General features: G+C 64.1%; 22 protein-coding genes and 1 pseudogene. 4 read left to right on the forward strand and 19 right to left on the reverse strand.

What is annotated here, in order from left to right:
- Window positions 1-45 precede the first annotated feature (45 nt).
- The 7 genes from DKW65_RS03090 to mrdA all read right to left on the reverse strand — a co-directional run bounded on the left by DKW65_RS03090 (window position 46) and on the right by mrdA (window position 7,520).
- A complete protein-coding gene (locus DKW65_RS03090; RefSeq protein WP_111655883.1) occupies window positions 46-318 on the reverse strand; it encodes a YbeD family protein in 273 nt (90 codons plus the stop codon).
- A complete protein-coding gene (locus DKW65_RS03095; RefSeq protein ID WP_111655884.1) occupies window positions 315-1,181 on the reverse strand; it encodes a D-amino acid aminotransferase in 867 nt (288 codons plus the stop codon). Before DKW65_RS03095 ends, DKW65_RS03090 begins: the two co-directional genes overlap by 4 nt.
- 2 nt (window positions 1,182-1,183) lie before the next feature.
- The gene (locus DKW65_RS03100; protein ID WP_111655885.1) at window positions 1,184-2,353 is read right to left on the reverse strand and encodes a D-alanyl-D-alanine carboxypeptidase family protein; all 1,170 of its coding nucleotides are present in this window, start codon (window positions 2,351-2,353) and stop codon (window positions 1,184-1,186) included.
- A 107-nt stretch (window positions 2,354-2,460) separates the two neighbouring features.
- On the reverse strand, window positions 2,461-3,351 hold the full coding sequence (locus DKW65_RS03105) for a septal ring lytic transglycosylase RlpA family protein (protein WP_111655886.1): 891 nt from the start codon (window positions 3,349-3,351) through the stop codon (window positions 2,461-2,463).
- 88 nt (window positions 3,352-3,439) lie between these two features.
- Window positions 3,440-4,477 carry a lytic murein transglycosylase B gene (gene mltB, locus DKW65_RS03110; RefSeq protein WP_111655887.1) on the reverse strand — a complete coding sequence of 346 codons (1,038 nt, stop codon included), beginning with the start codon at window positions 4,475-4,477 and terminating at the stop codon, window positions 3,440-3,442.
- 14 nt (window positions 4,478-4,491) lie between these two features.
- Window positions 4,492-5,640 carry a rod shape-determining protein RodA gene (gene rodA / locus DKW65_RS03115; RefSeq protein ID WP_111655888.1) on the reverse strand — a complete coding sequence of 383 codons (1,149 nt, stop codon included), beginning with the start codon at window positions 5,638-5,640 and terminating at the stop codon, window positions 4,492-4,494.
- A complete protein-coding gene (mrdA, locus tag DKW65_RS03120; protein ID WP_245932384.1) occupies window positions 5,637-7,520 on the reverse strand; it encodes a penicillin-binding protein 2 in 1,884 nt (627 codons plus the stop codon). Before mrdA ends, rodA begins: the two co-directional genes overlap by 4 nt.
- A 547-nt stretch (window positions 7,521-8,067) precedes the next feature.
- Between mrdA and DKW65_RS03125 the strand changes: the two genes are divergently transcribed.
- The gene (locus DKW65_RS03125; protein ID WP_111655890.1) at window positions 8,068-8,571 is read left to right on the forward strand and encodes a hypothetical protein; all 504 of its coding nucleotides are present in this window, start codon (window positions 8,068-8,070) and stop codon (window positions 8,569-8,571) included.
- Window positions 8,572-8,589: 18 nt separating this feature from the next.
- Here the strand turns inward: DKW65_RS03125 and DKW65_RS03130 are convergent.
- The 5 genes and pseudogenes from DKW65_RS03130 to DKW65_RS03150 all read right to left on the reverse strand — a co-directional run.
- Window positions 8,590-9,102: pseudogene (locus DKW65_RS03130) on the reverse strand (ATP-binding protein); the annotation flags it as partial.
- Window positions 9,103-9,331: 229 nt separating this feature from the next.
- The gene (gene rlmH / locus DKW65_RS03135) at window positions 9,332-9,805 is read right to left on the reverse strand and encodes a 23S rRNA (pseudouridine(1915)-N(3))-methyltransferase RlmH (protein ID WP_111655892.1); all 474 of its coding nucleotides are present in this window, start codon (window positions 9,803-9,805) and stop codon (window positions 9,332-9,334) included.
- 2 nt (window positions 9,806-9,807) lie between these two features.
- Window positions 9,808-10,188 (reverse strand): ribosome silencing factor, encoded by a 381-nt coding sequence (rsfS, locus tag DKW65_RS03140; RefSeq protein WP_111655893.1) that lies wholly within the window; start codon window positions 10,186-10,188, stop codon window positions 9,808-9,810.
- Window positions 10,185-10,841, reverse strand: a complete 657-nt coding sequence (nadD, locus tag DKW65_RS03145) for a nicotinate-nucleotide adenylyltransferase (protein WP_111655894.1) — start codon at window positions 10,839-10,841, stop codon at window positions 10,185-10,187. Before nadD ends, rsfS begins: the two co-directional genes overlap by 4 nt.
- Window positions 10,838-12,094: a glutamate-5-semialdehyde dehydrogenase gene (locus tag DKW65_RS03150; protein ID WP_111655895.1), complete on the reverse strand. Its 1,257-nt coding sequence runs from the start codon at window positions 12,092-12,094 to the stop codon at window positions 10,838-10,840. The genes nadD and DKW65_RS03150 overlap by 4 nt, the downstream gene beginning before the upstream one ends.
- Before the next feature lie 223 nt (window positions 12,095-12,317).
- Between DKW65_RS03150 and DKW65_RS03155 the strand changes: the two genes are divergently transcribed.
- Window positions 12,318-13,610 (forward strand): alpha/beta fold hydrolase, encoded by a 1,293-nt coding sequence (locus DKW65_RS03155; protein ID WP_111655896.1) that lies wholly within the window; start codon window positions 12,318-12,320, stop codon window positions 13,608-13,610.
- A 157-nt stretch (window positions 13,611-13,767) separates the two neighbouring features.
- On the opposite strand, the gene DKW65_RS03160 is transcribed toward DKW65_RS03155, so the two are convergent.
- The 4 genes from DKW65_RS03160 to leuS all read right to left on the reverse strand — a co-directional run bounded on the left by DKW65_RS03160 (window position 13,768) and on the right by leuS (window position 18,750).
- Window positions 13,768-14,631 (reverse strand): class I SAM-dependent methyltransferase, encoded by an 864-nt coding sequence (locus DKW65_RS03160; RefSeq protein WP_111655897.1) that lies wholly within the window; start codon window positions 14,629-14,631, stop codon window positions 13,768-13,770.
- Between the two features lie 113 nt (window positions 14,632-14,744).
- Window positions 14,745-15,737, reverse strand: coding sequence for a DNA polymerase III subunit delta (gene holA, locus DKW65_RS03165; protein ID WP_111655898.1), 993 nt, complete (start codon window positions 15,735-15,737; stop codon window positions 14,745-14,747).
- Window positions 15,737-16,306 carry an LPS-assembly lipoprotein LptE gene (locus DKW65_RS03170; protein ID WP_111655899.1) on the reverse strand — a complete coding sequence of 190 codons (570 nt, stop codon included), beginning with the start codon at window positions 16,304-16,306 and terminating at the stop codon, window positions 15,737-15,739. The genes holA and DKW65_RS03170 overlap by 1 nt, the downstream gene beginning before the upstream one ends.
- The gene (gene leuS, locus DKW65_RS03175; protein WP_111655900.1) at window positions 16,306-18,750 is read right to left on the reverse strand and encodes a leucine--tRNA ligase; all 2,445 of its coding nucleotides are present in this window, start codon (window positions 18,748-18,750) and stop codon (window positions 16,306-16,308) included. Before leuS ends, DKW65_RS03170 begins: the two co-directional genes overlap by 1 nt.
- Window positions 18,751-18,858: 108 nt before the next feature.
- Between leuS and DKW65_RS03180 the strand changes: the two genes are divergently transcribed.
- Complete coding sequence (locus DKW65_RS03180; RefSeq protein ID WP_111657495.1) at window positions 18,859-19,458, forward strand: YdcF family protein; 600 nt, start codon at window positions 18,859-18,861, stop codon at window positions 19,456-19,458.
- Here the strand turns inward: DKW65_RS03180 and lnt are convergent.
- Window positions 19,442-20,926 (reverse strand): apolipoprotein N-acyltransferase, encoded by a 1,485-nt coding sequence (gene lnt, locus DKW65_RS03185; protein ID WP_111657496.1) that lies wholly within the window; start codon window positions 20,924-20,926, stop codon window positions 19,442-19,444. The two genes, DKW65_RS03180 and lnt, sit on opposite strands and share 17 nt — an antisense overlap.
- A 42-nt stretch (window positions 20,927-20,968) precedes the next feature.
- Between lnt and DKW65_RS03190 the strand changes: the two genes are divergently transcribed.
- A complete protein-coding gene (locus tag DKW65_RS03190) occupies window positions 20,969-22,378 on the forward strand; it encodes a B-box zinc finger protein (RefSeq protein ID WP_162925670.1) in 1,410 nt (469 codons plus the stop codon).
- Between the two features lie 387 nt (window positions 22,379-22,765).
- Here the strand turns inward: DKW65_RS03190 and DKW65_RS03195 are convergent, their stop codons facing one another.
- Both DKW65_RS03195 and DKW65_RS03200 read right to left on the reverse strand, forming a co-directional pair.
- The gene (locus DKW65_RS03195; protein WP_111655902.1) at window positions 22,766-24,226 is read right to left on the reverse strand and encodes a rhomboid family intramembrane serine protease; all 1,461 of its coding nucleotides are present in this window, start codon (window positions 24,224-24,226) and stop codon (window positions 22,766-22,768) included.
- A gap of 55 nt (window positions 24,227-24,281) precedes the next feature.
- The gene (locus tag DKW65_RS03200) at window positions 24,282-25,151 is read right to left on the reverse strand and encodes a CorC family transporter (protein WP_111655903.1); all 870 of its coding nucleotides are present in this window, start codon (window positions 25,149-25,151) and stop codon (window positions 24,282-24,284) included.

Here is a 25,151-nt window from a genome sequence, read left to right on the forward strand (position 1 = left end):
GGGTGGTACCTTCGTATCAGATTGTGAAGGCCGTGCGAAGGCCGCTCAGAACACGACCTTTACATGGGGCGAGGCGTTCAGGGCGGCGTAGATGGCGCTGACCTGATCGCGATTCTCCATGACCACGCGGGCATTCACCGACACATAGGTGCCTTTGCTGCTCGGCGTGATGGCGATATCGGCGTCCGGGTCGAAGGTCTCGCCCAGATGCTCCACCAGAATGGCGACCACCGCCTGCTCCAGCGGTGCGTCAGCGCGGCCCATGACCTTGAGGGTCATGGGGTGCGGAAATTCCCAGAGGTGCTCGTTGATACTCATGCGTGGTCTGCCAGTGCGCGCTTGAAAGCAGTATACAACCCGGCCACCTGACGCCACACCGGGCCCGGGCGACCGCTGCCGACGGTGGCGCCGTCGAGCGTGACCACGGGCACAATCTCGCGGGTGGAGCTGGTCACCCAGATCTCATCGGCGCTGCGCAGGGCGGCCTCGCTGATGGGCTGTTCGGCGCAGGGCACGCCGTGCTGGCGGCACAACTCCAGAATCAGGTCGCGGGTGATGCCGCCCAGGATCAGCGGGCTTTTCGGGCAGGTGATGACGGTGCCGCCGGCAACGATGAACAGGTTGCTGGCGGAGCCTTCGGTGGCTTCGCCATCGCGCAGCAGTATCGCTTCTGCGGCGCCCTGGCTGACGGCCTGCTGGCGCATCAGGATGTTCGGCAGCAGCGATACCGACTTGATGTCACAGCGCAGCCAGCGGCAGTCCGGCAAGGTGATGGCGGTGACACCCGGTGTGGTGTCGGGCGTGTCCGCCGGCGCCGGCGCCATCGGGCTGACCATGGCAAATACCGTCGGGTCGGTGCCCGCAGGCGGGAAGGCATGGTCACGTTTGCTGGTGGCACCCCGGGTGACCTGCAGGTACAGGCTCAGGTTGCCGCCACCGTTGCGTTCGATCAGCTCGTTGATCAGGGACGTCCAGCCCGCGTCGTCCAGTGGCGTCACCAACTGGATCTGTGCCAGCGAGAAGGCCAGCCGGGCAAGGTGCTCGGCCAGCCGGAAGGGGGTGCCCGCATAGACGGGAATGACTTCATAAACGCCGTCGGCAAACAGGAAGCCCCGGTCCAGCGGCGAAATACGGGCATCTTCCAGTGGCTGCCAAGTGCCGTTCAGATAGGCCGTCGACATGGTCAGAACAGGCCCTTGAAGAACAGCACCAGGTGGTGCCACAGACGCCGGAAGATACCGGCGCGCTCGACGTCGGCCAGTGCCACAAGCGGCTGTTCCAGCAGCACCTCGTCATCCAGGCTGATGGTCACGGTGCCCACCTGCTGGCCTGCCGCGACGGGCGCACGCAGGTCGCTGCGCAGGGACATGGACGCATCCAGACGGTCGTGGGCGCCGCGCGGTATGGTCAGCGTCATGTCGTCGGCCAGGCCCAGATTGACCTCGCTCTGCTTGCCCATCCAGACACGCGCGGGCATCAGCACCTCGCCCGCTGCATAGGCTTCATAGGTCTCGAAGAAGCGGAAGCCATAGGTCAGCAGTTTCTGGGTCTCCCGTGCCCGGGCCTGTTCCGAACTGGTACCCATGACCACGGCAATCAGGCGCATGCCATCGCGCTCCGCCGAGGACACCAGGCAGTAGCCAGCGGCTTCGGTGTGGCCCGTCTTGATGCCGTCCACGCTCGGGTCGCGCCACAGCAGCAGATTGCGGTTCTGCTGGGTGATGTTGTTGTAGGTAAAGGACTTTTCCCGGTACAGCTCATAGTTCTCCGGGTAGTCGTTGATCAGGGCGCGGGCCAGGATGGCCATGTCCCGGGCGCTGGTGTACATGGCTTCATCCGGCCAGCCGGTGGCGTTGGTGAAGTAGCTGTTGGTCATGCCCAGACGCCGCGCATGCTGGTTCATCAGGTCGGCAAAGGCGGACTCGCTGCCCGCGATGTGCTCGGCGATGGCCACGGCGGCATCGTTGCCGGACTGGATGATGATGCCCTTGATCAGGTCCTCGACACTCACCTGGGTGCCCTCACGCACGAACATGCGCGAGCCGCCCATACGCCAGGCCTTGACGCTGATGGTGACCTTGTCATCCATGCGCAGGTTGCCGTGGGCAATCTCCCGCGCAGCGATGTAGTCGGTCATGATCTTGGTCAGGCTGGCCGGGGGCAGGGCTTCGTCGGCGTTGTGTTCGACGATCACCTGACCGCTGGCGGCGTCCATCAGGATGTAGCCGGAGGCCTCGACCTGGGGGGGGCGCGGGACCAGCGTGGCCTGTGCGCTGACGGTGGCCAGCGTGGGCAGCAGGCAGCACAGCAGGGTCAGCAGCTGGCGGGCGGAGAGCAGATGTTTGCGGGTCATGGTTCCTCGTTCCATTTTCTGCGCACCGGCGGCATGCCGGGGCGCGTCCTGTGAATAGATGCCGTGGGCGCGGCGGGGTTCATTCCGGTGGTCGGCCGGTGGTCGGGTCAGGGCATGACCCGCACCGCCTCGCCATAGCCTGCGCTATTGAGCTGGCCGTGGGCCCGCTCGCGGTCATTCTCGGTGGCAAACGGGCCTACCCATACGCGATAGGCCGGATTGCCCTGGATGTTGCCGGGCCGAATCGCCACGGGCCAGGCGAACTCGCCGAGCAGGCGGTTGACCAGGCTTTGGGCGGTTTCGGACTGACGGAAGGCGCCGATCTGCAGATACAGCTCCGCCGGCGGCGGCGGGCTGCTGGCGGCGGCCCGCATGGCCGGCTGATTGCTGCCCCCGGCGCGGGTGGCACTGGCCTGCTGCGGGCGGCTGTTTTCCGGTGTGATGACCTCGACCCGTACGCGGCCGGTGCCCGCCTGTTCGATGCCCAGCTTGCTGGCGGCGGCCCAGGACAGGTCGATTTCCCGGTCGGGGTGGAAGGGGCCGCGATCATTGATGCGCACGATCACCGACTTGCCGTTCTCCAGGCTGGTGACCCGGGCGAAGGTGGGCAGCGGCAGATAACGGTGTGCGGCGGTGAACTGGTACATGTCATAGGGTTCGCCGCTGGAGGTGCGATGGCCGTGGAACTTGGTGCCGTACCAGGAGGCAATGCCCTCGGCGGTGTAGCCTTCGGCGCTCTCCATCACATGATAGGTCTCGCCAAACACCGTGTAGGGCGAATGGTTGCCGTAGCGGCTGCGCGGCTCGTCGCGCGGCTCCGGCTGCGGGATGGTGGTGACGTCCGGCCGCTTGTCCGGTGCCGTATCGTGCTCCTGACTGTAGCGGTCACTGCCCGGAGTGACCGGCTGGGCCGGTGGTGCCGGTTCCGGCGGCTGGGTGGCGCAGGCGGTCAGCAGGAACAGCACCAGAGCAGAGGCCGCAATGACGGAACGGGACATGGCGTGAACCACCTGTGTAGAGAGTCTGTGTTGGCGCATAGGGTACCCTGTCCGCCCACCCGGCGGAAACTGGCATGGCATAAGGATTTCAGGGGATGGCCTGCATCCGTTCCGCCAGGATCTGGCTCAGTTGGAACACGGCCATCGCGTACAGATGGCTGTGATTGTACCGGGTGATGACATAGAAGTTATGGCCGGTGAGCCAGTATTCGTCCCCCGGATGGCCCTCCAGGCCCAGTGCGGCCACCCGCGTGCTGCCGGGCAGGTCGAAACAGTAGCGTTCGGCATCATTACAGGACACCGGGGTGATGCCGGCGGCGGCTGCCTTCTCCAGGGTCAGATCACGGAGCCGGTACTCGGTGCCGAACAGGGAGGTGTCGGCGTTCCCGGCCAGCCGGGCCCGGGCGGCCACTGGCTCGCCGGTGCGCCAGCGGTGGGCGCTGAAATAGTTGGCGACACTGCCCACCACATCGGCCACGTTGTCGATCAGATCAATCTTGCCGTCGCCATCAAAATCCACCGCGTAGGCGCGGTAGCTGGAAGAAATGAATTGCGGCATGCCCATGGCACCGGCGTAGGAACCGCGTACCGTGGCCGCGTCAATGCCAGCCTCTTTTTCCAGCCGGAACAGATGCGCCAGTTCGCGCCGGAAAAAATCCGCCCGTGGGGGGTAATCGAAGCCGAGCGTGGCCAGCGCATCGACGACACGCCAGTTGCCCTTGTTACGGCCGTAACTGGTTTCCACGCCAATAATGGCGACGATGATCTCTGCCGGCACACCGTATTGCTCTTCCGCCCTGGCCAGCAGATCACGATGCTCGGTCCAGAACTCGATGCCCTGGTCGATACGCGTATCGCGAATAAAGATTTGCCGGTAGTCGCCCCAGGTCAGCACCCTCTCTGCGGGCCGCGCAATGGCTTCGAGAATGGCCGGCTGGCGCTCCGCCGACGCCAGGACCTCACGGATACGCGCCACGTCCAGGCCTTCGTCCGCCAGTTCGCGGATCAGCGCCTGGCCATCGCTGCGGGTGGCGTAGTTGACGCGTTCATCCGCCTGCGCGGCCAGCGGCAGGGCCAGCAAGGCAACAAGGCAGGCAATCACGGGCGACCGCAGGTGTTGGCGCATCGGGCAATCCTTTTTCAATGGTGGCTCATCAGTTTTCGGTGTGTGTGAATCGACATCAGAATACCAAAGCCCGCCAGCAACGTGACGATGGAGGTGCCGCCATAGCTGATCAGGGGCAGCGGCACACCCACCACAGGCAGCAGGCCGGAGACCATGCCGATATTCACGAACACGTAAATGAAGAAAGTCAGTGCCAGAGAAGACGCCAGAAGGCGGCTGAAAGTTTCCTGCGCTTGCCAACTGATGAACAGACCGCGACCGATAACGGCCAGATACAGCCCCAGCAGCATCAGCACGCCAATCAGGCCACCCTCTTCGGCCAGCACCGCAAGAATGAAATCGGTGGAGGATTCCGGCAGAAAATCCAGGCGTGACTGGGTGCCGTTGAGCCAGCCCTTGCCACTGATGCCGCCGGAGCCGATGGCGGTTTTCGACTGGATGATGTTCCAGCCTGCACCCAGCGGATCGGCCTCGGGATTGAAGAAGGTGTCCACCCGGCGCCGCTGGTACGGGTGCAGCACAAAGAAATACATCAGCGGCGCCGCGATCGCCAGCAGACTGAGGGCCGCCAGGATCAGCCGCCAGGACAGACCGGCCACAAACAGCACCAGCAGCCCCGCCGCCGCCACCAGCAGCGAGGTGCCCAGATCCGGTTGCCGGGCAATCAGCAGCACCGGCACCAGAGTGATCAACAGCACCAGCAGCACATCGCGGAAACGCGCGGGCAGGCTGCGTTCACTGAAGTACCAGGCCACCATGGCAGGTACCGCCAGCTTCATGATCTCGGCGGGCTGGAAGCTGCCGACCCCCGGCACGGTCAGCCAGCGCTGGGCGCCTTTGGCCTCGGTGCCGATAAACAGCACCAGCACCAGCAGGAACAGCCCGCCGGCATAGACGGCCGGGGCCCAGAACCGGTAGGTGCGCGGCGGTACCTGAGCCAGAATCAGCAGCGCCATGAAACCGCCGCCCAGACGGATGGCCTGGCGTACCACCAGATCGGGGTTGCCGTCGCCCGCGCTGTACAGCACCAGCAGACCGGCGCCGCACAGCACCAGCAATGCGGCCAGCAGCGGGGAATCCAGATGCAGGCGCCAGAGCAGGCCGTTGCCACTGCCCGCAAAGCTGCGACTGCTCGGCATCTGCCGCAAGAATTCGGTGTTCATCGGTTGTCAGCCATCAGTGCAGGCACGGCGCCGGGGACGGCCACCGGAGGAATCTCCAGCTCACCGGCCCGGTTGAGCAGCCAGGCATCCATGACCTGACGCGCCACAGGCCCCGCCGAAGAGCCACCGCTGCCGCCATTTTCCACCAGTACCGCCACGGCAATGGCCGGGTTGTCGGCGGGCGCAAAACCGACGATCAGGGCATGATCGCGCAGCCGCTCGGCGATTTCCTCGGCGTTGTATTCCTCGTCCTTGCCCAGGGAGAACACCTGGGCCGTGCCGGTCTTGGCGGCGATCCGGTATTTCGCGCCCTGGCCCATGGCACGGGCCGTACCCCGGGCGCCGTGTACCACATCCACCATGGCGGCGGTCATCCGGTCCCAGTGACGGCTGTCCGGTGTCAGTGCCGGTTCGATGGGCGAGGCCGGCGGGTGCAGCTGGGCGACCCGAGGCACCACCGGCTCGCCGCGACGGGCGAAGACGGCGGTGGACACCGCCAACTGCAAGGGCGATGTAAGCATGTAACCCTGGCCGATGCTGGCGTTGATGGTATCGCCGTGGAACCAGGGTTCACCGCGTACCGCGCGCTTCCAGGCCCGCGACGGCATGATGCCCCGCGATTCACCGGGCAGATCTATACCGGTGCGGTCGCCCAGCCCGAAGCGCACCATGAAGTCATGCATGCGGTCGATGCCGAGCTTGAAGCCCATGTCATAGAAGTAGGTATCACAGGATTCGACGATGGACTTGTGCATGTCCACCCAGCCGTGACCCTGGCGGCGCCAGTCACGGAACACCCGGGTCTGGCCTTCCAGACGGTAATAGCCCGGGTCCCACATGGTGCGCTGCCAGTCGGTCACCCCGGCATCCAGCCCCGCCAGGCCCGCGATGGGCTTGAGGGTGGATCCGGGGGGATACTGCCCCTGCAAGGCCCGGTTGAACAGCGGCCGGTCCAGATCGTCCCGGTATTCGGAATAGTTGCGGTGTGAAATGCCGGTCACAAACAGATTGGGATCAAAGCCCGGGCGGCTGACAAAGGCCAGTATGCCGCCATCGCGGGGATCCATGGCCACCACGGCGCCCCGGCGCTCGCCCAGCGCATCCCAGGCGGCCTGCTGGACCCGGATATCCAGATGCAGGTGAACGTCCTCACCCGGCAGCGGCGGAATCTGCTCGAGCACCTCCAGTATTCGCCCCCGCGCATTGGTTTCCACCTTGCGGAAGCCCACCCGGCCGTGCAGCAGCCGTTCATAGTGTCGCTCTACACCCAGGCGCCCGTAGAAATGCGTGCCGCTGTAGTTGGCCTGCTCATCGGGCGTCATGCGCTCCAGGTCTTCGGCATTGATGCGATTCACATAGCCCAGGACATGGGAGAACAGCTCGTCATAGGGGTAATGGCGGATCGGGTTGGCATCGATGCGCACACCCGGCAGCTCATGCTGGATCACGGCGACGCGGGCAATTTCTTCCTCCGTCAGGCGCGCGCGCAGCGGCACCGGCTCCCACGGACGACGCGGGCTGCGCACCCGCCGCCAGAACCGCTCGATATCCGCCTCCTCCAGCGCCACCTTCTCTGCCACCAGCGCCAGGGTGTCATTGATATTCGGCACCTGCTCGACGATCAGCGCCAGAGAAAAGTCAGGCTGATTGTCTGCCAGCAGCTCGCCACGGCGGTCGTAGATCAGCCCGCGCGGCGGCGCAATCGCCTGGGTCTGCACCCGATTCTTGTCCGACAGGGTGGTGTAGCGGTCATGCTGAATGGCCTGCAACCAGAACATCCGCCCCGCCAACACCCCCATCAGCGCCAGCACGATGACGGCAGACCACAGCAGGCGCGTCGAGAAGATACGCCCCTCGTTGTGGTGGTCCCTGAATGTCATGGGTGAGCGCATGGCGGAGAAAGCCTCGGATATCGGTGCGGCGCGGATCAGCGCAAAGGGTAATGGGGTGGGGGCGGGGCGGCAAGGGGCATATGCCTGCCTGCCAGCGCTGGCAGGCGGTTGAGGGTGAGTAAGCGCTCTCTATGACACGGTTGCATCGGCTGCCAGTGAGGATGCGCCATACCATGGCTCTGGTAGGACTGCCGCTGCTTGCTTGAACAGGTGTGAAGTGGAGTGCGCATTGAGCTCGATTGGTGGGAGCCGCAATATTTGCTCATCTTGCCGGCCATATTGGCAAGTTCTCGGCATTGGTGCTTATTATTCATAGCATTCATGTTTGTTTTCTATGTGGTTTGGTCCCAGGGGGAGGTTTCGTAGTTTGGAGTGTGTGACTTTGGTCAATCGCTGCGGATTCCATTTTTATGAAAAGCCCAATTGCTGTTTGTGAAAGCGGGGATATCTCGATATTCAAGTCGGTGGCTGAAGCAGAGCGCTATCTGGAACCCATCGATGTGAGTAATCATGAGTATGTAGATACGGAGGATTGATGGGCAGAGATCTGGATAATTTCGGGGGTGAACCGCCTGAGCATGAAGATTATAAAGCTGGAGATGCCGATTGGTGGCTCGAAACTTTGAAGTTATGGCTGCCAGTCTTTGTCACCGTTGTGATTTTTATTTGGAAAATAGCTCAGCACGGCGCTCCGGACGATGAGGAGCGGGCCTTGATGGCAGCAGGTGATGCCTGGCTGGTCGTGCTGGATGAGAGTGGTGTCAGCGTAGCGTGCGGTGACAGGTTTATTGGGGACAATTTCTCGCGCGACAGATGCCTTTCTCTTGTGAGTGGCCTGTATGAAAGCATGCCCAGGCCGCGCAGGAAGCTGGAAAGCCGTTTGTTCCTTTCAAGAATGTTGCCTCAGCACACGGATGGCGCCAGAGCCTGGTTGAAGTACACGACAAGGTTTGGGCGGCAGCGTTATGAAGAAACATTGGTCATGGCCTATCAGCAGGGCTGGAAGGTAGATGGCTACATGATCAAGCCAATTGAATGAATCGATTCCCAGCTGGTTTTATCGCTCCCAAAGCCATCGAAGTGGCACAGCGTACAGGCCCTCACCAAAGCGGACGCACATTTCACCATCATAGAGCACGACGCCTGCGGCAAAGCGCTTGCCTGCGGCATCCTTGAGTTTCTGCAGGCCGCGAAAGTCTGCAGCGGTGACCGTGGCGGCAGCCTTGATCTCAACACCCGCGAGTGGGCCGTCGCCCCGTTCTATCACGACATCTACTTCCACCTTGTCTTTGTCCCGGAGATGGAAGAAGTCATGGTGCCGGGGATGCCAACTGGCAAGGCGACGTAGCTCCTGATACACAAAGGTTTCCAGTAGCGGCCCAAGTTGAGAGCGATTATTACTGAGCATATCGCTGCTGAGGCCGAGCAAGGCGCAAGCCAGGCCGGTATCTCCCATATGTAATTTCGGGGTTTTTATCAAACGACTTGTGTGATTGCTGTGCCAGGGGGGCAAGCGCTCCAGCAGAAAGATGTTTTCCAGCAAGGTGACATAGTCACCAATGGTTGTCCGGCTGAGCTGGAAGGCAGATCACCGAGCATTCTGGCAAGCGTGCTCTTGCCGCATTGGCGCGGCCCATGGACCAGGACCACGGGTGAATCTTCGAGGGCCTCGGCAAGCGTGGCCTCGGCAAATCGCTGGCTCAGGGGCATGCTTTTCATCGGCTAATTGCAAGTTTTTCGCCGTCCAATTGTCAGTTTATGGTCCGGCTGATTGTCAGGTTGGTGCCAGCTTGCAACCCTCACCCCCGATGATACGGATGCCCCGCCAGAATACTCCACGCCCGATAGACCTGCTCCGCCAGCAGAATCCGTACCAGCGGGTGGGGCAGGGTGAGGTCGGACAGCGACCAGCGCAGGTCGCAGCCGGCGGACAGTTCCGGGCACAGGCCGTCGGGGCCGCCGACCAGCAGGATCAGGTCCTGGCCCAGGTCGCGCAGGTGGCCCAGTTCGGTGGCGAGTTTTTCCGTGGTCAGGCGGCGCCCGGTGACTTCCAGGGCGACACTGCGGGCGCCGGGGTACCGGGCCATGCGTTTGCGCAGCAGCTCGGCTTCCTGGCGGATCAGGGTGGGTACCGGGGTGCTGCCGCGTTTCGGCAGGGGAATTTCCTCAATTTCCAGGCGGATATCACCGGCCAGTCGCTTGCTGTACTCGTCGGTGCCCGCTTGCACCCAGTCTGGCATGCGGGTACCCAGGGCCAGCAGGTGGACCCGCATGGTTATTCGCTATCGCCGTCGCGGCTTTCGCGGGCGATGCCGTCCGGGCGGGCGTCAGGTTTGCGCCAGAGGCGTTCCAGGTCATAGAACTCGCGGGTGGCGGGCTGCATCACATGGACAATGACATCGCCCAGATCCACCAGAATCCACTCGGCATTCTGCTGGCCTTCGGTGCCCACGGGCATGACGCCTGCTGCCTTGGCCTGCTCGACCACGTTGTTGGCCAGCGCCTTGACGTGGCGGCTGGAGGTGCCGGTGGCAATCACCATGTGGTCGGCGATGCTGGTGAGTTCGCGCACGTCCAGGTCCGTGACGTTGCGGGCCTTCAGTTCGTCGAGGGCCTCAAGGGCGATGTTCAGGATATCGGGTGTGTTCGCGGTCATGCGGTCCCTGGTCTGGTTGGGGGCTTGGAAGTGTTCGGCACATTATACAGGTGATGGCGCTGGATATATGCCTCTACGTCGCTGCTCAGGGCGGGGCAATGCCCGTTGCGCGCCAGGGCGTCGCGTACGGCGCTGGCCGAGACATTGAGGAACGGGCGCTTGAGCATCAGGCGCCGCCCGGCTGGTAGCTGGCACAGGGTGGCGGCATCGCCTTGCGGAAAGGCCTGAAGCACCGCGGGGTCGGCCTCGCCGGCCTCCGGGCGCGGCAAGACGGCCAGGTGGCACAGGGTGGGGTAATCCTGCCAGCGGTGCCAGGTGTGCAGTCCGGCCAGGCTGTCGGCGCCGATCAGCAGCACCAGTGGGCGCGGACCGGCCAGCGTGCGAAAGTGTTCCAGCGTATGCAGGCTGTAGGACGGGCCGCTCTGGCGCAACTCCCAGTCATCGGCGATCAGTTCGGGGTAGCGGGCCACGGCGGCTTCGAGCATGGCCAGCCGATGGGTGCCGTTGGCGCCAGGTTGTGGTCGGTGCGGGGGCACTGCATTGGGCAGCAGGTGCACCGGGGCATGCAGCGCCCGCGCGACCGCTCGGGCGCCGTTGATATGTGCCCGGTGCACTGGATCAAAGGTGCCACCGAACAGCACCAGCGGCGTCACTGGCGGATGTGTCCGTCGCCGAGCACCACCCACTTCTCGCTGGTCAGCCCTTCCAGACCCACCGGGCCACGGGCGTGCAGCTTGTCGGTGGAAATGCCGATCTCGGCGCCCAGGCCATACTCGAAGCCGTCGGCGAAACGGGTAGAGGCATTGACCATCACCGAGCTGGAATCCACCTCCGCCAGGAAACGGCGGGCGCGGGTGTAGTTCTCGGTGATAATGCTTTCTGTATGGGCGGAGCTGTAGTGATTGATATGCTCAATCGCTTCGTCCAGCCCGCTGACCACTTTCACGGCCAGCACCGGGGCCAGATACTCCTCATACCAGTCGGCGTCCACGGCCTGCTTCATGTCGCTGATGAGGGCGCGGGCACGCTCGCAGCCGCGCAGTTCCACGCCAGCCTCGGCGTAGGCGGCCGCCAGGGGCGGCAGGATGCGTTCGGCAATGCCTTCGGCTACCAGCAGGGTTTCCATGGTGTTGCAGGTGCCGTAGCGGTGCGTCTTGGCGTTGATCGCCACGCGCAGGGCCTTGTCCTCGTCAGCCTGGTCGTCGATGTAGACGTGGCAGTTGCCGTCCAGATGCTTGATCACCGGCACCCGGGCATCCCGGCTGATACGCTCGATCAGGCCCTTGCCGCCACGCGGCACGATCACGTCCACGTATTCGGGGTGGGTAATCAGCTCGCCCACGGCCGCGCGGTCGGTGGTCTCGATCACCTGCACGGCATCTTCCGGCAACCCGGCTGAGGCCAGCCCGGCGCGCACGCAGGCGGCAATGGCCTGATTGGCCCGAATCGCCTCGGAGCCGCCGCGCAGGATGGCCGCATTGCCGGATTTCAGGCACAGCGCCGCCGCGTCGATGGTCACGTTCGGGCGCGACTCATAGATGATGCCGATGACCCCCAGGGGCACGCGCATGCGACCCACCTGGATGCCTGTCGGGCGATAGTTCAGATCGGTGATGCCGCCCACCGGGTCCGGCAGGGCCGCGACCTGGGACAGGCCTTCGATCATGGCCTCGAAGCGCGCCGGGGTCAGTTCCAGACGGTCCAGCAAGGCCGCGTCCAGGCCGTTCTCGCGGCCGGCGGCCATGTCTTCCCGGTTGGCGGCCAGAATGGCCTCGCGCTGCTCGCGCAGGGCCGCTGCGATCCCCAGCAGGGCCGCATTCTTGGCGCCGGCGTCAGCCCGCGCCATCAGGCGCGATGCGGCCCGGGCGCGCTGGCCCAGGTCCTGCATGTACTGCTCTATGTTCATGGTGCTCCAGAGTGGCTGGTCAAGCGGACACACAGTATAGCGGTACTGTCTGGTGGCGGACACCGCGCGCTCGTCACCCGGTGGTTTACCTGTCCCCGGAAATACCACAGAATGGCATCTTGCCACTATGCACTGTCACCGACAGGGGGCGGGCCGGGGGCACAGAAGAACAACAACGACAAAAACCATAACAACAAGGTGGCCAGTACCGGAGGCCCGAACAATGCTCATCGATTATCAGGAATACAACCGGCAGGCCATCAAGGCCGTGCCGCGGCACTTCTGGGTGGGTCAGTGGCGTGTAGACTATCTGCCGTTTGCCAGCCCCGAGAATGCGCACAAGCCGCCGCTGGTGGTCATTGGCGGTGCCTTCCAGAATTTCACCTCGTACAAGTATTGCGTCGAGCGCATCTACGAAGATTTCCCCGTGATCCTGGTGGATCTGCCCTCGCTGGGCAGCAACGACCAGGTGGCCCCGCAACTGGGCATGGAAGATCTGGCCGACCTGCTGCATGAATTTGTCGCGCACATGGGGCTGGAAACGGTACACCTGATGGGCCTGTCGCTGGGGTCGGCCATCGCCAGCACCTTTGCCTACAAGTATCCCACCCTGACCGGCAAGATGATCGTGGCGGGCATCGTGGTACGGCCGCGCAAGAGCTGGCGCATGCTGGTGGAAGAATCCGTGCGCGTGCTGGATGAAGGGCGCATGGATGAATTCTCCCAGGCCGTGGTCCTGTATCTGGTGAACTATCACCGCATCAAGGAAACCGGCATCACGCCCACCGCCCGCCGCCTGTTCTACCGGCAGATGAAAGCGCTGAGCGAGAACGAGCGCGAGCGTTACAAGATCAATGGCCGCCGCCTGCTGACCGTGGAAGGCCTGCTCGGCTACCCGGAGTGCGAAACCCTGGTGACCACCGGCGAATACGACAGCTTTACCCTGCCGTGGGAAAACGCCCATTTCGCCAGCAAATGCCCGAATGCCACCTTCGCCCTGATCAAGGGCGCCGACCACCTGCCGCAGCTGGAAAAACGCGAAGTGTCGCTGGAGCTGTTTTCCAGCTTCCTGCGCGGTGACTCCCTGGAAAAGGTCGACGGCGTGGACGTATTGCCGCGCGGCACCTACGACCAGCTGGAGCGGCGCCGCAGCGAACGCCTGCTGCCCTGCAACAGTCGTGGCCGCGTCACCAGCGAATCCCGCATCGGCGACCAGTTCCGTTTCGATCAGGACGTCAAGGTGGTGGATATCAACTTCTTTGGCTGCCTGCTGAAACTCGAACGTCCCGGTTTCTCCACTGCCGAGCACGCCCGTGATTGCACCCTGCATCTGGCGTCACCGGATCTGCAACTGGAGCTGCTGGTGTTCGATTACGACGACAACGGTTACCTGCGTTGCCTGTTCAAGCACGGCAACATCGCCCAGGCAGAACGTTTCTCGGAATTGCTGCAGGACCGCAGCTACTTTATCGAACCGAAAGGCGAGCCGGCTAAAGTCCACAAGATTTACGGATAGCGACCTACAAGGACAGTGCTGGACGGTCACTCGGGGAGCGGCAACGCTCTCCAGGACTGTCGAGAGGCAGGATGCCGAACGCAAGCCCCCATGGATGGGTTCACGGCGTGTCCCGGAGAGCGTTGCCGCTCCCCGAGTGGCCATACCACCGTCCTTCCTACACCCGCCCTTCGATGACCCGCACAAACGGATTGCCCCGCGAACGCGGCATCGGCAACAGATCGTAGTAGTCCTTCGGGTTATGCACCGTCACCGGCGCAAACCCCTGCGCTTCAAAATGCGCCTGTGCTTCGGCATCGCTGCCAAAATGAAAACTTACCCGGCTGCGCGATACCGTACCCAGCATGCCCCGCAACACCTTCATGGTGCGATAGAACGGATGATCGTGCAGCAGCGGATAGTTGTCGGTCAGGTACATGCCGCCACCGTTGGCGGCCAGCGCCGCCCGCAAACGGACCCAGAAATGGTTGATGCTTTCCAGATCGAAGTAGTTGACCAGCCCCTCGGTGATCACCAGTAATGGCTTGTCTGCATCAAACGATTCACGGATGACCGACTCCAGCGACTCGGGGCCTTCTGTGGTAAACGCATTCAGCGCCACCGCCTGATGCAAAGGGCTCAGAGCATCCGCCTGCGCCAGCAGCTTCTGCTTGCGATCCGCCATGCCCGGCAGGTCAGCCTCGATATATTTCAACTGCGGATATTTTGCCGTGAAACGGCAACCGCGCGGCGACAACCCGCAGGCAATTTCCAGCACCTGCGTGACGCCCTCATCCTCGATGGCACGCGTGACCAGGTGATCGATCAGATGATGACGCTGCAACAGGAAGGTGCGGATATTGCCGCCGGCAATCTTGCCACCGATATATTCGAACGGCGCCAGCGCATGGTAATAGACGCTGCCCATGCGCGTGTGGAAGCTGGGCGCGGACAAACCGTTGGCGGCCCAGACATGGCCGGTATACAGCGCTGTGAAACTGATGGAAGAGGTATCAGGCGAGTTCTGCGAATCGTTGCTCATGGTTATGAGAGCCGGGCAGTGGAAAGTCCCGAAAGGGTAGCAGCCCCGTGCCAGTGACGCACGGCCTCGCAGCAGGCCGACGGGGCCAATCGCACCAGGCCGGCCTCTGCCTGTTAAACGGGACCGAGGGGGCGCCCGCACAGGCGCATGACCAGATTGGCCAGGTGCAGCCAGGGGTCTCCGGGCACCATCCCTTTCAGGGTCTGGTCTGCCAGGGCCGCCTCGGCCAGCCCGCGATGCAGACTGTCTGCGCCCAGCTTGCGCGCCAGGCCCTCCAGCTGGCGAATCCGCTGCGGCGGCATGCGGCCCGGGTCCTGCCCTGCGGTCATGGCGGCGAGCGCGCGGACATCGCGCGTCAGGGCCCACAGGATCACCGGCGCTTCGACGCCTTCGGTATGCAGCGTGTCGAGAATACGCAGCGCCCGCGGCAGGTCGCCGGCGGTAATGGCATCGCCCAGATCGAACGGGCTGAAGCGGCTGCTGTTGCCGACCGCTTCCTGTATCTGTCCGGGCTCCACCGTGGCGCCGGGAAACAGCAGCGCCAGTTTGTCGATTTCCTGGGCGCAGGCCAGCAGGTTGCCTTCGCTACGCTCGCACAACAGCGCCAGCGCATCCGGCGTGGCGCTCAGGCCAGCCTGGCGCAGGCGGCCCTCGACCCAGCGCGGCAACTGTGCGGCCGGTACGGGCCAGATTTCCAGCAACGCCCCGACACCGGTGACGGCCTTGACCCATTGGCTGTTCATGTCCTTGCGCCGGTCCAGCTTCGATGCCGTCAGCAGCAGCAGGGTGTCGGGGGCGGGGGTCTTGCACAATTGCACCAGGATTTCGCTGGCGGCCTTGTCCGGGCGTTTTTCGCCAAAGCGGATTTCGATCAGGCGTTGGCCACCAAACAGGCTCATGCTCTGTGCTTCGCTGTAGACACCGGGCCAGTCGATGCCGGTGTCACTGCTGAACAGGTGGCGCTCTTCGTAGCCTCGACCACGGGCGGTGCGGCGGATCAGATCAGCGCATTCGCCCTGCTGGAACGGCTCGTCCCCTGCCACCAGATAAACCGGCAGCAACGCCTGATCCAGATGGCGTTTGAGCTGTTCCGGCTTCAGTTGCATCAGAGCGCGTCCCCGGCCTGCGGCGTGCTGTCCGGGCGCGGGGCCGCGCCCCGGTCGCCATTGGGCAGGGCATTGGTGTCCAGCAGATCATGGTCGATCAACTGGCCGCTGACGGCATCCAGCTGCCGCAACAGTTGCCAGGTGGCATCCTCGAACATCTCCTGGCGGGTGGCGCGTTCTTCGTCACTGGCGGCCGTGGCGTTGGCGGCATCAAAGTTGAAATTGCGCACCAGGTTGATACGTCGGCTCGGTGTCCGGGTTTCGCCGTTACGGGAGCGCAGTTGCCAGTTGAAGCCGTAGCGCAGTTCGATTTCGGCCGCGCGGCCCTGGGCATCCACTGCCACCGTTCGCCGGTCCCAGCGTTCATTGAGAATCGCCAGGCGGCGCTCGGAATCTCCGTGCACGGCCACACCGCTTTCTTCCAGCGCCAGCTCGAGCCGCCGACGCAGTTCATAGCTGGGGCCGTCCAGCGTCAGGCTTTCCAGGGCCAGGTATTGCGGCGTGCCGCGCAACTGCCAGCCGCAAGCGGCCAGCAGCAGGGTGGCGGCGATCACCAGCAGCAGGCGCATCACGGACTCACCACGATATTGACCAGCTTGCCGGGCACCACGATTACCTTGCGGATGGTCATGCCTTCCAGGAAGCGCTGGGCGTTGGGCGCGCTTCTGGCCATGGCTTCCAGGGTGGCCTTGTCGGCCTCTGCCGGGGCGTCAATACGGGCGCGTACCTTGCCGTTGACCTGCACCACCAGTTCGATGGTGTCTTTCACCAGTGCGCTTTCATCATGGCGCGGCCAGGCAGCGTCCACCACCGCTTCGTCATGCCCCAGTGCCTGCCACAATGCGTGGCAGATATGCGGCACGATCGGCGCCAGCAGCAACACGGCGGCTTCCAGGGATTCCTGCATCACGGCGCGGTCGTTGTCACTGTCCACCGTAAAGCGTCCCATGTCGTTGCTCAGTTCCATTACCGCCGCAATGGCGGTATTGAAGGTCTGGCGACGGCCGTAATCATCACTGACCTTGGCAATGGTCTCATGGGTCTTGCGGCGCAGGTCACGGGCCGCCGCACTCAGGTTTTCGATATCCGGGCGGGCATCGGTGACCTGATGTTCCTGAGCCAGACGCCAGAGGCGCTTGAGGAAACGATGCGCACCTTCCACCCCGGCGTCATTCCATTCCAGCGACTGTTCCGGTGGTGCGGCGAACATCATGAACAGACGCACGGTATCGGCGCCGTACTGCTGGATCATCTCCTGCGGGTCCACGGTGTTGCCCTTGGACTTGGACATCTTGGCGCCGTCTTTCAGCACCATGCCCTGGCACAGCAGCCGCTTGAAGGGTTCGTCGGAGGCCACCAGTCCGGCATCGCGCAGCAGCTTGTGGAAAAAGCGCGAATACAGCAGATGCAAAATGGCGTGTTCGATGCCGCCGATATACTGGTCCACCGGCAACCAGTAGTTGGCCGCCTCCGGGTCGAGCATCGTCTGGTCATTGTTCGGGCAGCAATAGCGCGCGTAGTACCAGCTCGATTCCATGAAGGTGTCGAAGGTATCGGTTTCGCGCAGCGCGGGCTGGCCGTTGAATTCGGTGTTTGCCCAGGCCGGATCGGATTTGATCGGGCTGGTGACGCCGTCCATGACCACCTCTTCGGGCAGGCGTACTGGCAGGCTGTCGGCGGGGGCGGGTACCGTGTCACCGTTTTCCAGATTCAGCATCGGGATGGGCGCGCCCCAGTAACGCTGGCGCGATACGCCCCAGTCGCGCAGGCGGTAGTTGACCTTGCGCTCGCCCTTGCCCAGTGCCGCGAGCTTGTCGGCAATGGCGTTGAAGGCGTCGGCAGACGACAGGCCGTCGAAGTCGCCGGAGTTCACCAGCACGCCGTGGTCGGTAAAGGCGCCGGCCTCCATGTCCACCGGGCTGTTATCGCTGGCGGCAATCACCTGGCGAATCGGCAGGCCATACTTGCGGGCAAATTCCCAGTCACGCTGGTCATGCCCGGGTACCGCCATGACGGCGCCAGTGCCATAACCCATGAGCACGAAATTGGCGACCCACACCGGTACTTCCTCGCCGGTGATCGGGTGCAGGGCGCGCAGGCCGGTATCGACGCCGCGTTTTTCCATAGTGGCCAGTTCGGCTTCCGCCACCTTGCTGTGCTGGCATTCCTCGATAAAGGCGGCCACGTCGGCGCGTTGCGCGGCGGCCTGTTTCGCCAGCGGGTGACCGGCGGCCACGGCCACATAGCTGACCCCCATCAGGGTGTCCGGGCGCGTGGTGTAGACGCGCACCGGCGCGTTGCCGGGCACATCGAAATCCATCTCCACGCCTTCGGAGCGGCCAATCCAGTTGCGCTGCATGGTCTTGACCTGTTCCGGCCAGCCGTCCAGCTGGTCCAGGTCGTTGAGCAGTTCTTCCGCATAGTCGGTGATCTTGATGAACCACTGGGGAATGTCTTTCTGCTCCACCAGGGCACCGGAGCGCCAGCCCCGGCCATCAATGACCTGTTCGTTGGCCAGCACGGTCTGGTCCACCGGGTCCCAGTTCACTGTGGCCATCTTGCGGTACACCAGGCCCTTCTCGAACAGCTGCGTGAAAAACCACTGTTCCCAGCGGTAGTATTCCGGGCGGCAGGTGGCCAGTTCACGGTCCCAGTCGTAGCCGAAGCCCAGTTGCTGCAACTGGCCTTTCATGTACGCGATGTTCTCGTAGGTCCACTTGGCCGGCGGCACGCCATGCTTGAGGGCGGCGTTCTCGGCGGGCAGGCCGAAGGCATCCCAGCCCATGGGCTGCATCACGTTTTTGCCCTGCATGCGCTGGTAGCGGCTGACGACATCGCCCAGGGTATAGTTGCGCACGTGGCCCATGTGCAGGCGGCCGCTGGGGTAGGGGAACATGCTCAGGCAATAGAACTTTTCCCGGCGGGTATCCTCGGTTACCTTGAAGGTCCGGTTTTTTTCCCAGTACTGCTGGGCTTCCCGCTCAATCGTGTCGGGACGATACTGTGCTTCCATCGGGGCTCGTCGAATCCTGGTGGTGGTGATATGCAAAAAGAAGAACATAGGATACATGAGCGCACAGCAGTCAGACAGCCGTGACACCGGATGGGCCCCGTGGGGACCATGAGCTTCTTTGCCTTGCTGTTCGTGCTGGCCACCCTGCCCGGGGTGGTGCGCCGCTTCCTGCCTCCCATGCCGCAGGCGGATTTCCGTGAGGGGCCGCAGGCGGTGGTGGTGCTGGGGGCGGGGCTGAGCAAGCGCGATGGCCAGTACCAGGTGCCCGCCGCCGGGCTGCGGCGGGTCAACATGGCCATGCATGTGGCGGAAGAAATGCAGCTGCCGCTGCTGATCAGTGGCGGCGGCAAGCGTGCAGAGGGCGCGCCCGCGGAAGCGACCCTGATGGCCGCGGCGTTGCATGGCCAATGGCCTGGCGCGGTGCCCTGGCTGGAAACCGACAGCCGCAATACCTGGGAGAATGCGGCCTTCTCTGCCCGTTTTCTGCAACAGCGGGGCGTGCAGCGCATCGTGCTGGTCTCTGACCGGCCGCACCTGTGCCGGGCCACGCTGTGCTTCCAGCACCATGGCATTCAGGTGGTCCCCCTGGCGGCCAGCCGCTTGCCGTCGCCGGAATGGATGCCTTCGGCAGGCTCACTGTCGGTGTTGCCCGAGATCTATTACGAGTGGCTGGCGATCCTCTGGTACCACTTCAGGTACTTGCGCTAGCTCGTCCGCGCCGCAGTCCGGGCAGGCACAGCAGTGCCGCCAGCAGCCACACCGGCCAGCCCCCCGTGCGCATATAGGGCGTGCTGCCCGTCATCGGCACATAACCGCCCAACAGCAGATCACGCTCGAATTGCGGCAATCGCTCGCGCACCTGACCTTGTGGATCGACGATGGCGGTAATGCCGTTGTTGGTTGAGCGCAGCAGCCAGCGCCCGGTTTCCAGCGCCCGCAGGCGCGCCATCTGGAAATGCTGATGCGGCCCGGCAGAGGTGCCGAACCAGGCATCGTTGCTCACCGTAATCAGCACATTGCTGTCCCGGGCCCGGCGCGCCACCAGCTCCGGATAGAGCACTTCATAGCAAATGAAGGGGGAGATGACCTGACCCCTGGCCAGCAGATTGGGCTGATCCGGATGGCCACGGGTGAAGCTGGACATGGGCAGGTCAAAGAAAGGAATTATGCCGCGCAGCAGGGATTCCAGCGGCACATACTCACCGAAGGGCACCAGCTTCTGCTTGTGATAGGTGCCCTCGCCACCGTCGATCACCGCAATGCTGTTGAAGTAGCGCATGCCCGTGGGGCCGCCCGGCTCACGCATGGGAATGCCGGTGATCAGCGCGCCGCCCCGCTCTGCCAGCAAGGCCCCCTGTTCGCCAAGAAAGTCTGCGGCACTGTCGCGGAATTCCGTCAGGGCAGATTCTGGCCAGATCACCAGATGATCCGGCGGTATGCGTGCGCTCAGGTCGGCATAGATGTCACGGGTGGCGTGGCGCATGCTCAGTTGCCAGCGCAGGTCCTGGGGAATGTTGCCTTGCGGCATGGCCACCGACTGTGCCTCGCCCGCGGGCGTGACAAAGCGCCCCGGGTCTGTTGCCAGACCGACGCCCCAGGCCACCAGCGCCAGCAGACCGGGCGCCCACAGCGGGCGCAGCCCGTGGCGCCGGTACAGCGCCAGGGTGCCCAGGGCCACGCCACTGAGCACCGTGCCGAGGGTCAGCAGCCAGATGCCGCCCAGCGGCGCCAGTCCTGACAGCGGTGTGTCGATCATGGCATAACCGGCGTACAGCCACGGGAAGCCGGTCATCAGCCAGCCACGCAGGGCGTCCAGCAACACCCACAGCCCGGCGAACAACAAGGTGGCCGGGGCCTTGCCCAGGCGTGCGGTCAGCGCAAACAATATGGCGGGGAACAGCGCCAGGAAGGCGGCGAACAGGGCGGTCATGGGGACCGCCAGCCACATCGGGGTGTGGCCGTAGTCATGCATGCTTACATGCACCCAGGAGACGCCGTAACCAAACAGCCCGACGCCATAGAGCCAGCCACGCAGCAGGGCCTCGCGCACACGGGCCCCCTGCAGGGTGTACCAGGCCAGCGCAATGCTCACCAGCATCAGGGGCCAGAATTCGAAAGGCGAAAAGGCGAGGGGGTAGAGCAACCCGGCGACCAGGGCAAGACTTCGCATCAGCATCAGGACAGCTTCGCTGTTATAGTCGGTTTGGGGGGGATCATAATGAAACAGGTTTGCAAGTACCATCCAGGGGTGCGGGCTTACTGGTATTGCCCGCGTGACGGTATTCATTTCTGCGACGATTGCGTGGCGGGCGAACCCGGCAGCGGTGCGCGCAGTTTGCTGACCAACAAACCGCTCGAAGCCTTGCCTTCAGCGCTGGCGCCGATGCCGGCCTGGCAGTTGCTGCCCTGGTGCCTGCGCCAGGCGGTACAGCCACAGGCGCTGGCCTGGCTGTTGCCGCCGCTACTGGTGGCGGCGTTGGTTGCCGGTGAGCCGCTGTTCTGGCCGCTGGTGGCGCTCCTGTCCCTGGGCCTGGTGCATTACGGGGCCCAGCGGCTGAAGGCGCTGGCAGAAGGGCGTTACGCGCCCTTGCCGTGGTCCGCATTGAAAGACAATCCGGAATGGTCCCTGGCCTTCGTGCATGCCCTGCTGGCCTGGCCGCTGCTGGCGGCACCTGTGGGGCTGGGGGTCTGGTTGGGGTCTGCCGCCTTTCTGCCTGCACTGGCCGTGATCGGTGTGGGCCTGCTGATCATCATGCCGGTCCTGATCGAGTTGTTGCGGGGTGGCCATGCCGGGCGCGCCTTCAGCGGTGTGTTGCGGCCGCTGCTGGTGCCCGGGTCACAGGCCCTGATGGCCTGGCTGACCGTGCTGGGTGGCGCGGCACTGACGCTGGCACTGGGCTGGATGCTCGCGGACCTGTTGCCGCCCTGGCTCGCCGGGCCAGCGCTGGTCGCGCTTTGGGGGCTGACCTGGCTGGGCCTGACGGCGCTCGCCGGATGCCTGGCGGCGCAATGGCAGGATCTGCTGGAGTTGCCCACCCGCAGCCGTCAGCAACGCGAGTGGCGCCTGAAGGCGCGCCAGGACGAGACGCTGCGGCGTCAGCGCGTATTGCTGTGCGAAGGGCGCTACGAGAAGGTCCTGGCCAGTCTGCGCAGCCGCCTGGACAAACAGCCGACGTCGTGGCCACTGAACGACGATCTGCACCGCCTGCTCATGGCCATGGGGCGCCATGACGAGGTGCTGGCCCAGGCGGAGGAGTGGCTGGCGGCCGCTATCAAGGCGGGCGAGACGCAGCGCTTGCCGGGCATGATGAACACGTTGCGTGAGCTGGACAGCCGTTTCCGGCCGGAGGATCCGCATCTGTGCGCGACGGTGGCCAGTGCGCTGCGTGCGGCGGGCGATGCCAAGGGGGCGCTGTGGATGCTGCAGGATCTGCACAAGCGGGCGCCGGACTGGCCGGGATTGGCGGACGCTTATCTGCTGCTGGCGCGCGTGCTGGCGGCGGATCTTGATCTGCCTGCCAAGGCGGAATCTTTCCTCAAGTATGTCGAGAGTCGTTTTCGGTTGCCGCAGCAGCGGGAGCAGGTGCAGGCGTGTCGGGCTGAGCTTGGGCTGGGTGGGGTTTCCTGATTCTGTTTATTTTCCATGCTGTTTCGTTGGGTGGTTATGGCCCTCGGGGGGCGGGTAAAGGGTTTCTGGACACGCCGTGAATACATCCATGTAGGCTCTCGTTCGGCATCCATGCCTCTCGAAGGTCCAGAAACCCTTTACCCGCCCCCCGAGGGCCGTCACGCGCAGCCCGCTTAAAAACTTCCAGCCAACTAAGGGTCTCGTTCTGGCGACTAGCTACGAAGTGGCGTTCGTGTCGTTGGCACTGAACCAAGGACTCGGGGAGGGGTAAGCCCTTCCAGAAGTGTGTGAGGCAGGATGCCGAACGCAAGCCCCCATGGATGGGTTCACGGCGGCTTCTGGAAGGGCTTACCCCTCCCCGAGGCCGCACTACGGAGCACCCAGCGGTCAGCCTGCAGCGCTATAAGCCTTGGCCTTGCTGAGCTGCCCGCGTGCGGTGAAGGCATCGGCGAGGGCGCGCAGGGCCTGTTGGTGGGCGGCGCTGTCCTGTTCGTCTTCCGGTTCTGGTAGTCCCGACAACAGCGCTTCGGCGTCGCTCACGGCATCAATGGCGGCGAAACGGGCGGCGAGTTGGCGGGCAGCGGGTGCGGGCAGAGTCAGGGCGTCGCCCCATGCCTCACGGGCCTCGCGCCAGTAACGATGTTGCTGGCGGCGCTGGTCGCTGTCGTCCACGGTCAGGCTCAGTAGCTCGCAGGCGGTGTCGGGCGGGCCGTCGGCGTTCAGTTTGTCGAGTTGGAACAGGCCGCTCAGGGCATCGAATCGGGCGCGGGTCAGGGCGGCGGAAGGCGGGCTGTCGTCTTCAGCGTCGGTCCCGGTGTGCGTCAGTGCCCGGGTGAATTGCTGGCGGGCGTCGGCGAGGGCGAGCCTGCCCAGCGCCTCCCAGCCCAGCGTCAGGGCCTCGTTGACGTCAGCAGGCAGGCTGGCGGCCGGATCACCCTGTTCGGTCGCGCCGGGCAGGGCGTCCAGGCCGGGGAGGCGCACCAGTTGCACCAGCAGCAGCCCACTTGCCAGGCCGGTCAGCGGGCCGATCCAGTGTTGCCCGCTGGCCACCGTCGCGGCGGGCACCAGCAGCCAGGGCAGGGCGAAGACCGCAGCGGGCCACTGACGAGTGGCGCTGGCGGGAGATTTTCCGGGCATCAGCACCGGCACACGGCGCAGGCCAAAATAGCCCAGATACAGGCCGATGGCGGCGGAGACGAGAATCTGGCCGCCCGCCACCATGGTGTGATCCGGGCGCAGCAGCAGGGCGGTGAGCAACGCGGCCAGTATCCCGGCGGCGGGCCACAGGACCAGCATGCGGCGGCGACCCAGGGAGCCTTCCAGGGCCCAGGCCGGGAACAGCAGGGCCAGGGCGCAGACCAGCCACAACAAATAGTCAGGGCTGAGCAGATGCAGGGTCAGGAAGCTGGCCGGGCGGGGTTGTGCCGGGTTCAGGCCGGCCTGTTCGCGGGGCAGGGTGGCGGCCAGGTTGAGGAAGGCCGCCTTGTACTCGCGCCAGCGGCGTTTTTCTTCGGTGCTCCAGTAGCGACTGGTGTCTTCGTCGAGCATCGCATCGAAGGCGGGATCGAACGCCATGCGGTCAAACACGATGCGCGTGTCACCCGCAGCGCGCGCCTGTTCCAGATCATAGGCCCTGCGGATATCACCGTTCAGGCGCAGCCAGGACGCGTACACCGGCAGCTCTGCGTCGAGCAGGCCGCTGCCGACATAGTCTTTATGCAGCTGATCCAGGTGAGCGGGCTGGTCGCGCTGCCAGGTGAGCAGCAGGACAAGGCTGACCAGCAGCCAGAGATAGCAGAGCCACGGCAGGGATGCCGGGCCGGTATGGCGTTCCGGTAACGCAATCATGATGACTTCCCCCAGAGCGACCCCGTTCAGGGCCCACCGGCAGGAAGTCGGTCATTCAGCCGTCTTCTGCCGGGATTGTTTCTTGTTCCTCGGGCGTCACCCGCAACAGGCGGATGGTGCGCGCGTCGGCATTCAGTACAGTAAACCGGAAGCCGCCGAGAAGCACGGATTCGTTCCGTTCTGGCAGTCTGCCAAATTCCTGCATGACCAGACCGCCGACGGTGTCAAATTCTTCATCACTGAAGGTGCTGCCGAAGTGCTCGTTGAAGTCTTCGATGGGAATCAGGGCCTTGACGGTGTACTCGCTGTTGTCGAGGTCCTTGATCAGGTAATCGTCATCTTCGACATCGGTTTCGTCCTCGATCTCGCCGACAATCTGCTCCAGCACGTCCTCAATGGTGACCAGCCCGGCGACGCCGCCGTACTCGTTCACGACGATGGCCATATGGTTACGGTTGTTGCGGAAATCCCGCAGCAACGAGTCCAGTCGTTTGGATTCGGGAATGATGAACGCCTGGCGGATATGGTCCTTGATGTTGAAGCGGTCCATGCGGGCCGGGTCCAGCACCAGAGGCAGCAGGTCCTTGGCCAGCAGGACGCCGATGACCTCGTCCGGATCGTCTCCCAGTACCGGGAAACGGGAATGGGCACAGTCGATGATGACCGGGAGAAAATCCTTCGGCGGGGTATTGGCGCGAATCGAGATCATCTGGGCGCGGGGAATCATGATCTCCCGCACCTGCATTTCGGCCACCTGCAGGGCACCTTCGATGATGCCAAGCGTGTCCACATCGATGATGTCGCGATCGCGCAGATCGCGCATCTTCTCGATCAGGGCTTCCCGGTTCTCAGGCTCGCCGGAAAAGAATTGCGTGATCCGGTCGAGCCAACTTCGGCCAGGGGTGTCGGAATGATCTTCCGGCAT

Source organism: Isoalcanivorax indicus (assembly GCF_003259185.1).
GTDB lineage: Bacteria > Pseudomonadota > Gammaproteobacteria > Pseudomonadales > Alcanivoracaceae > Isoalcanivorax > Isoalcanivorax indicus.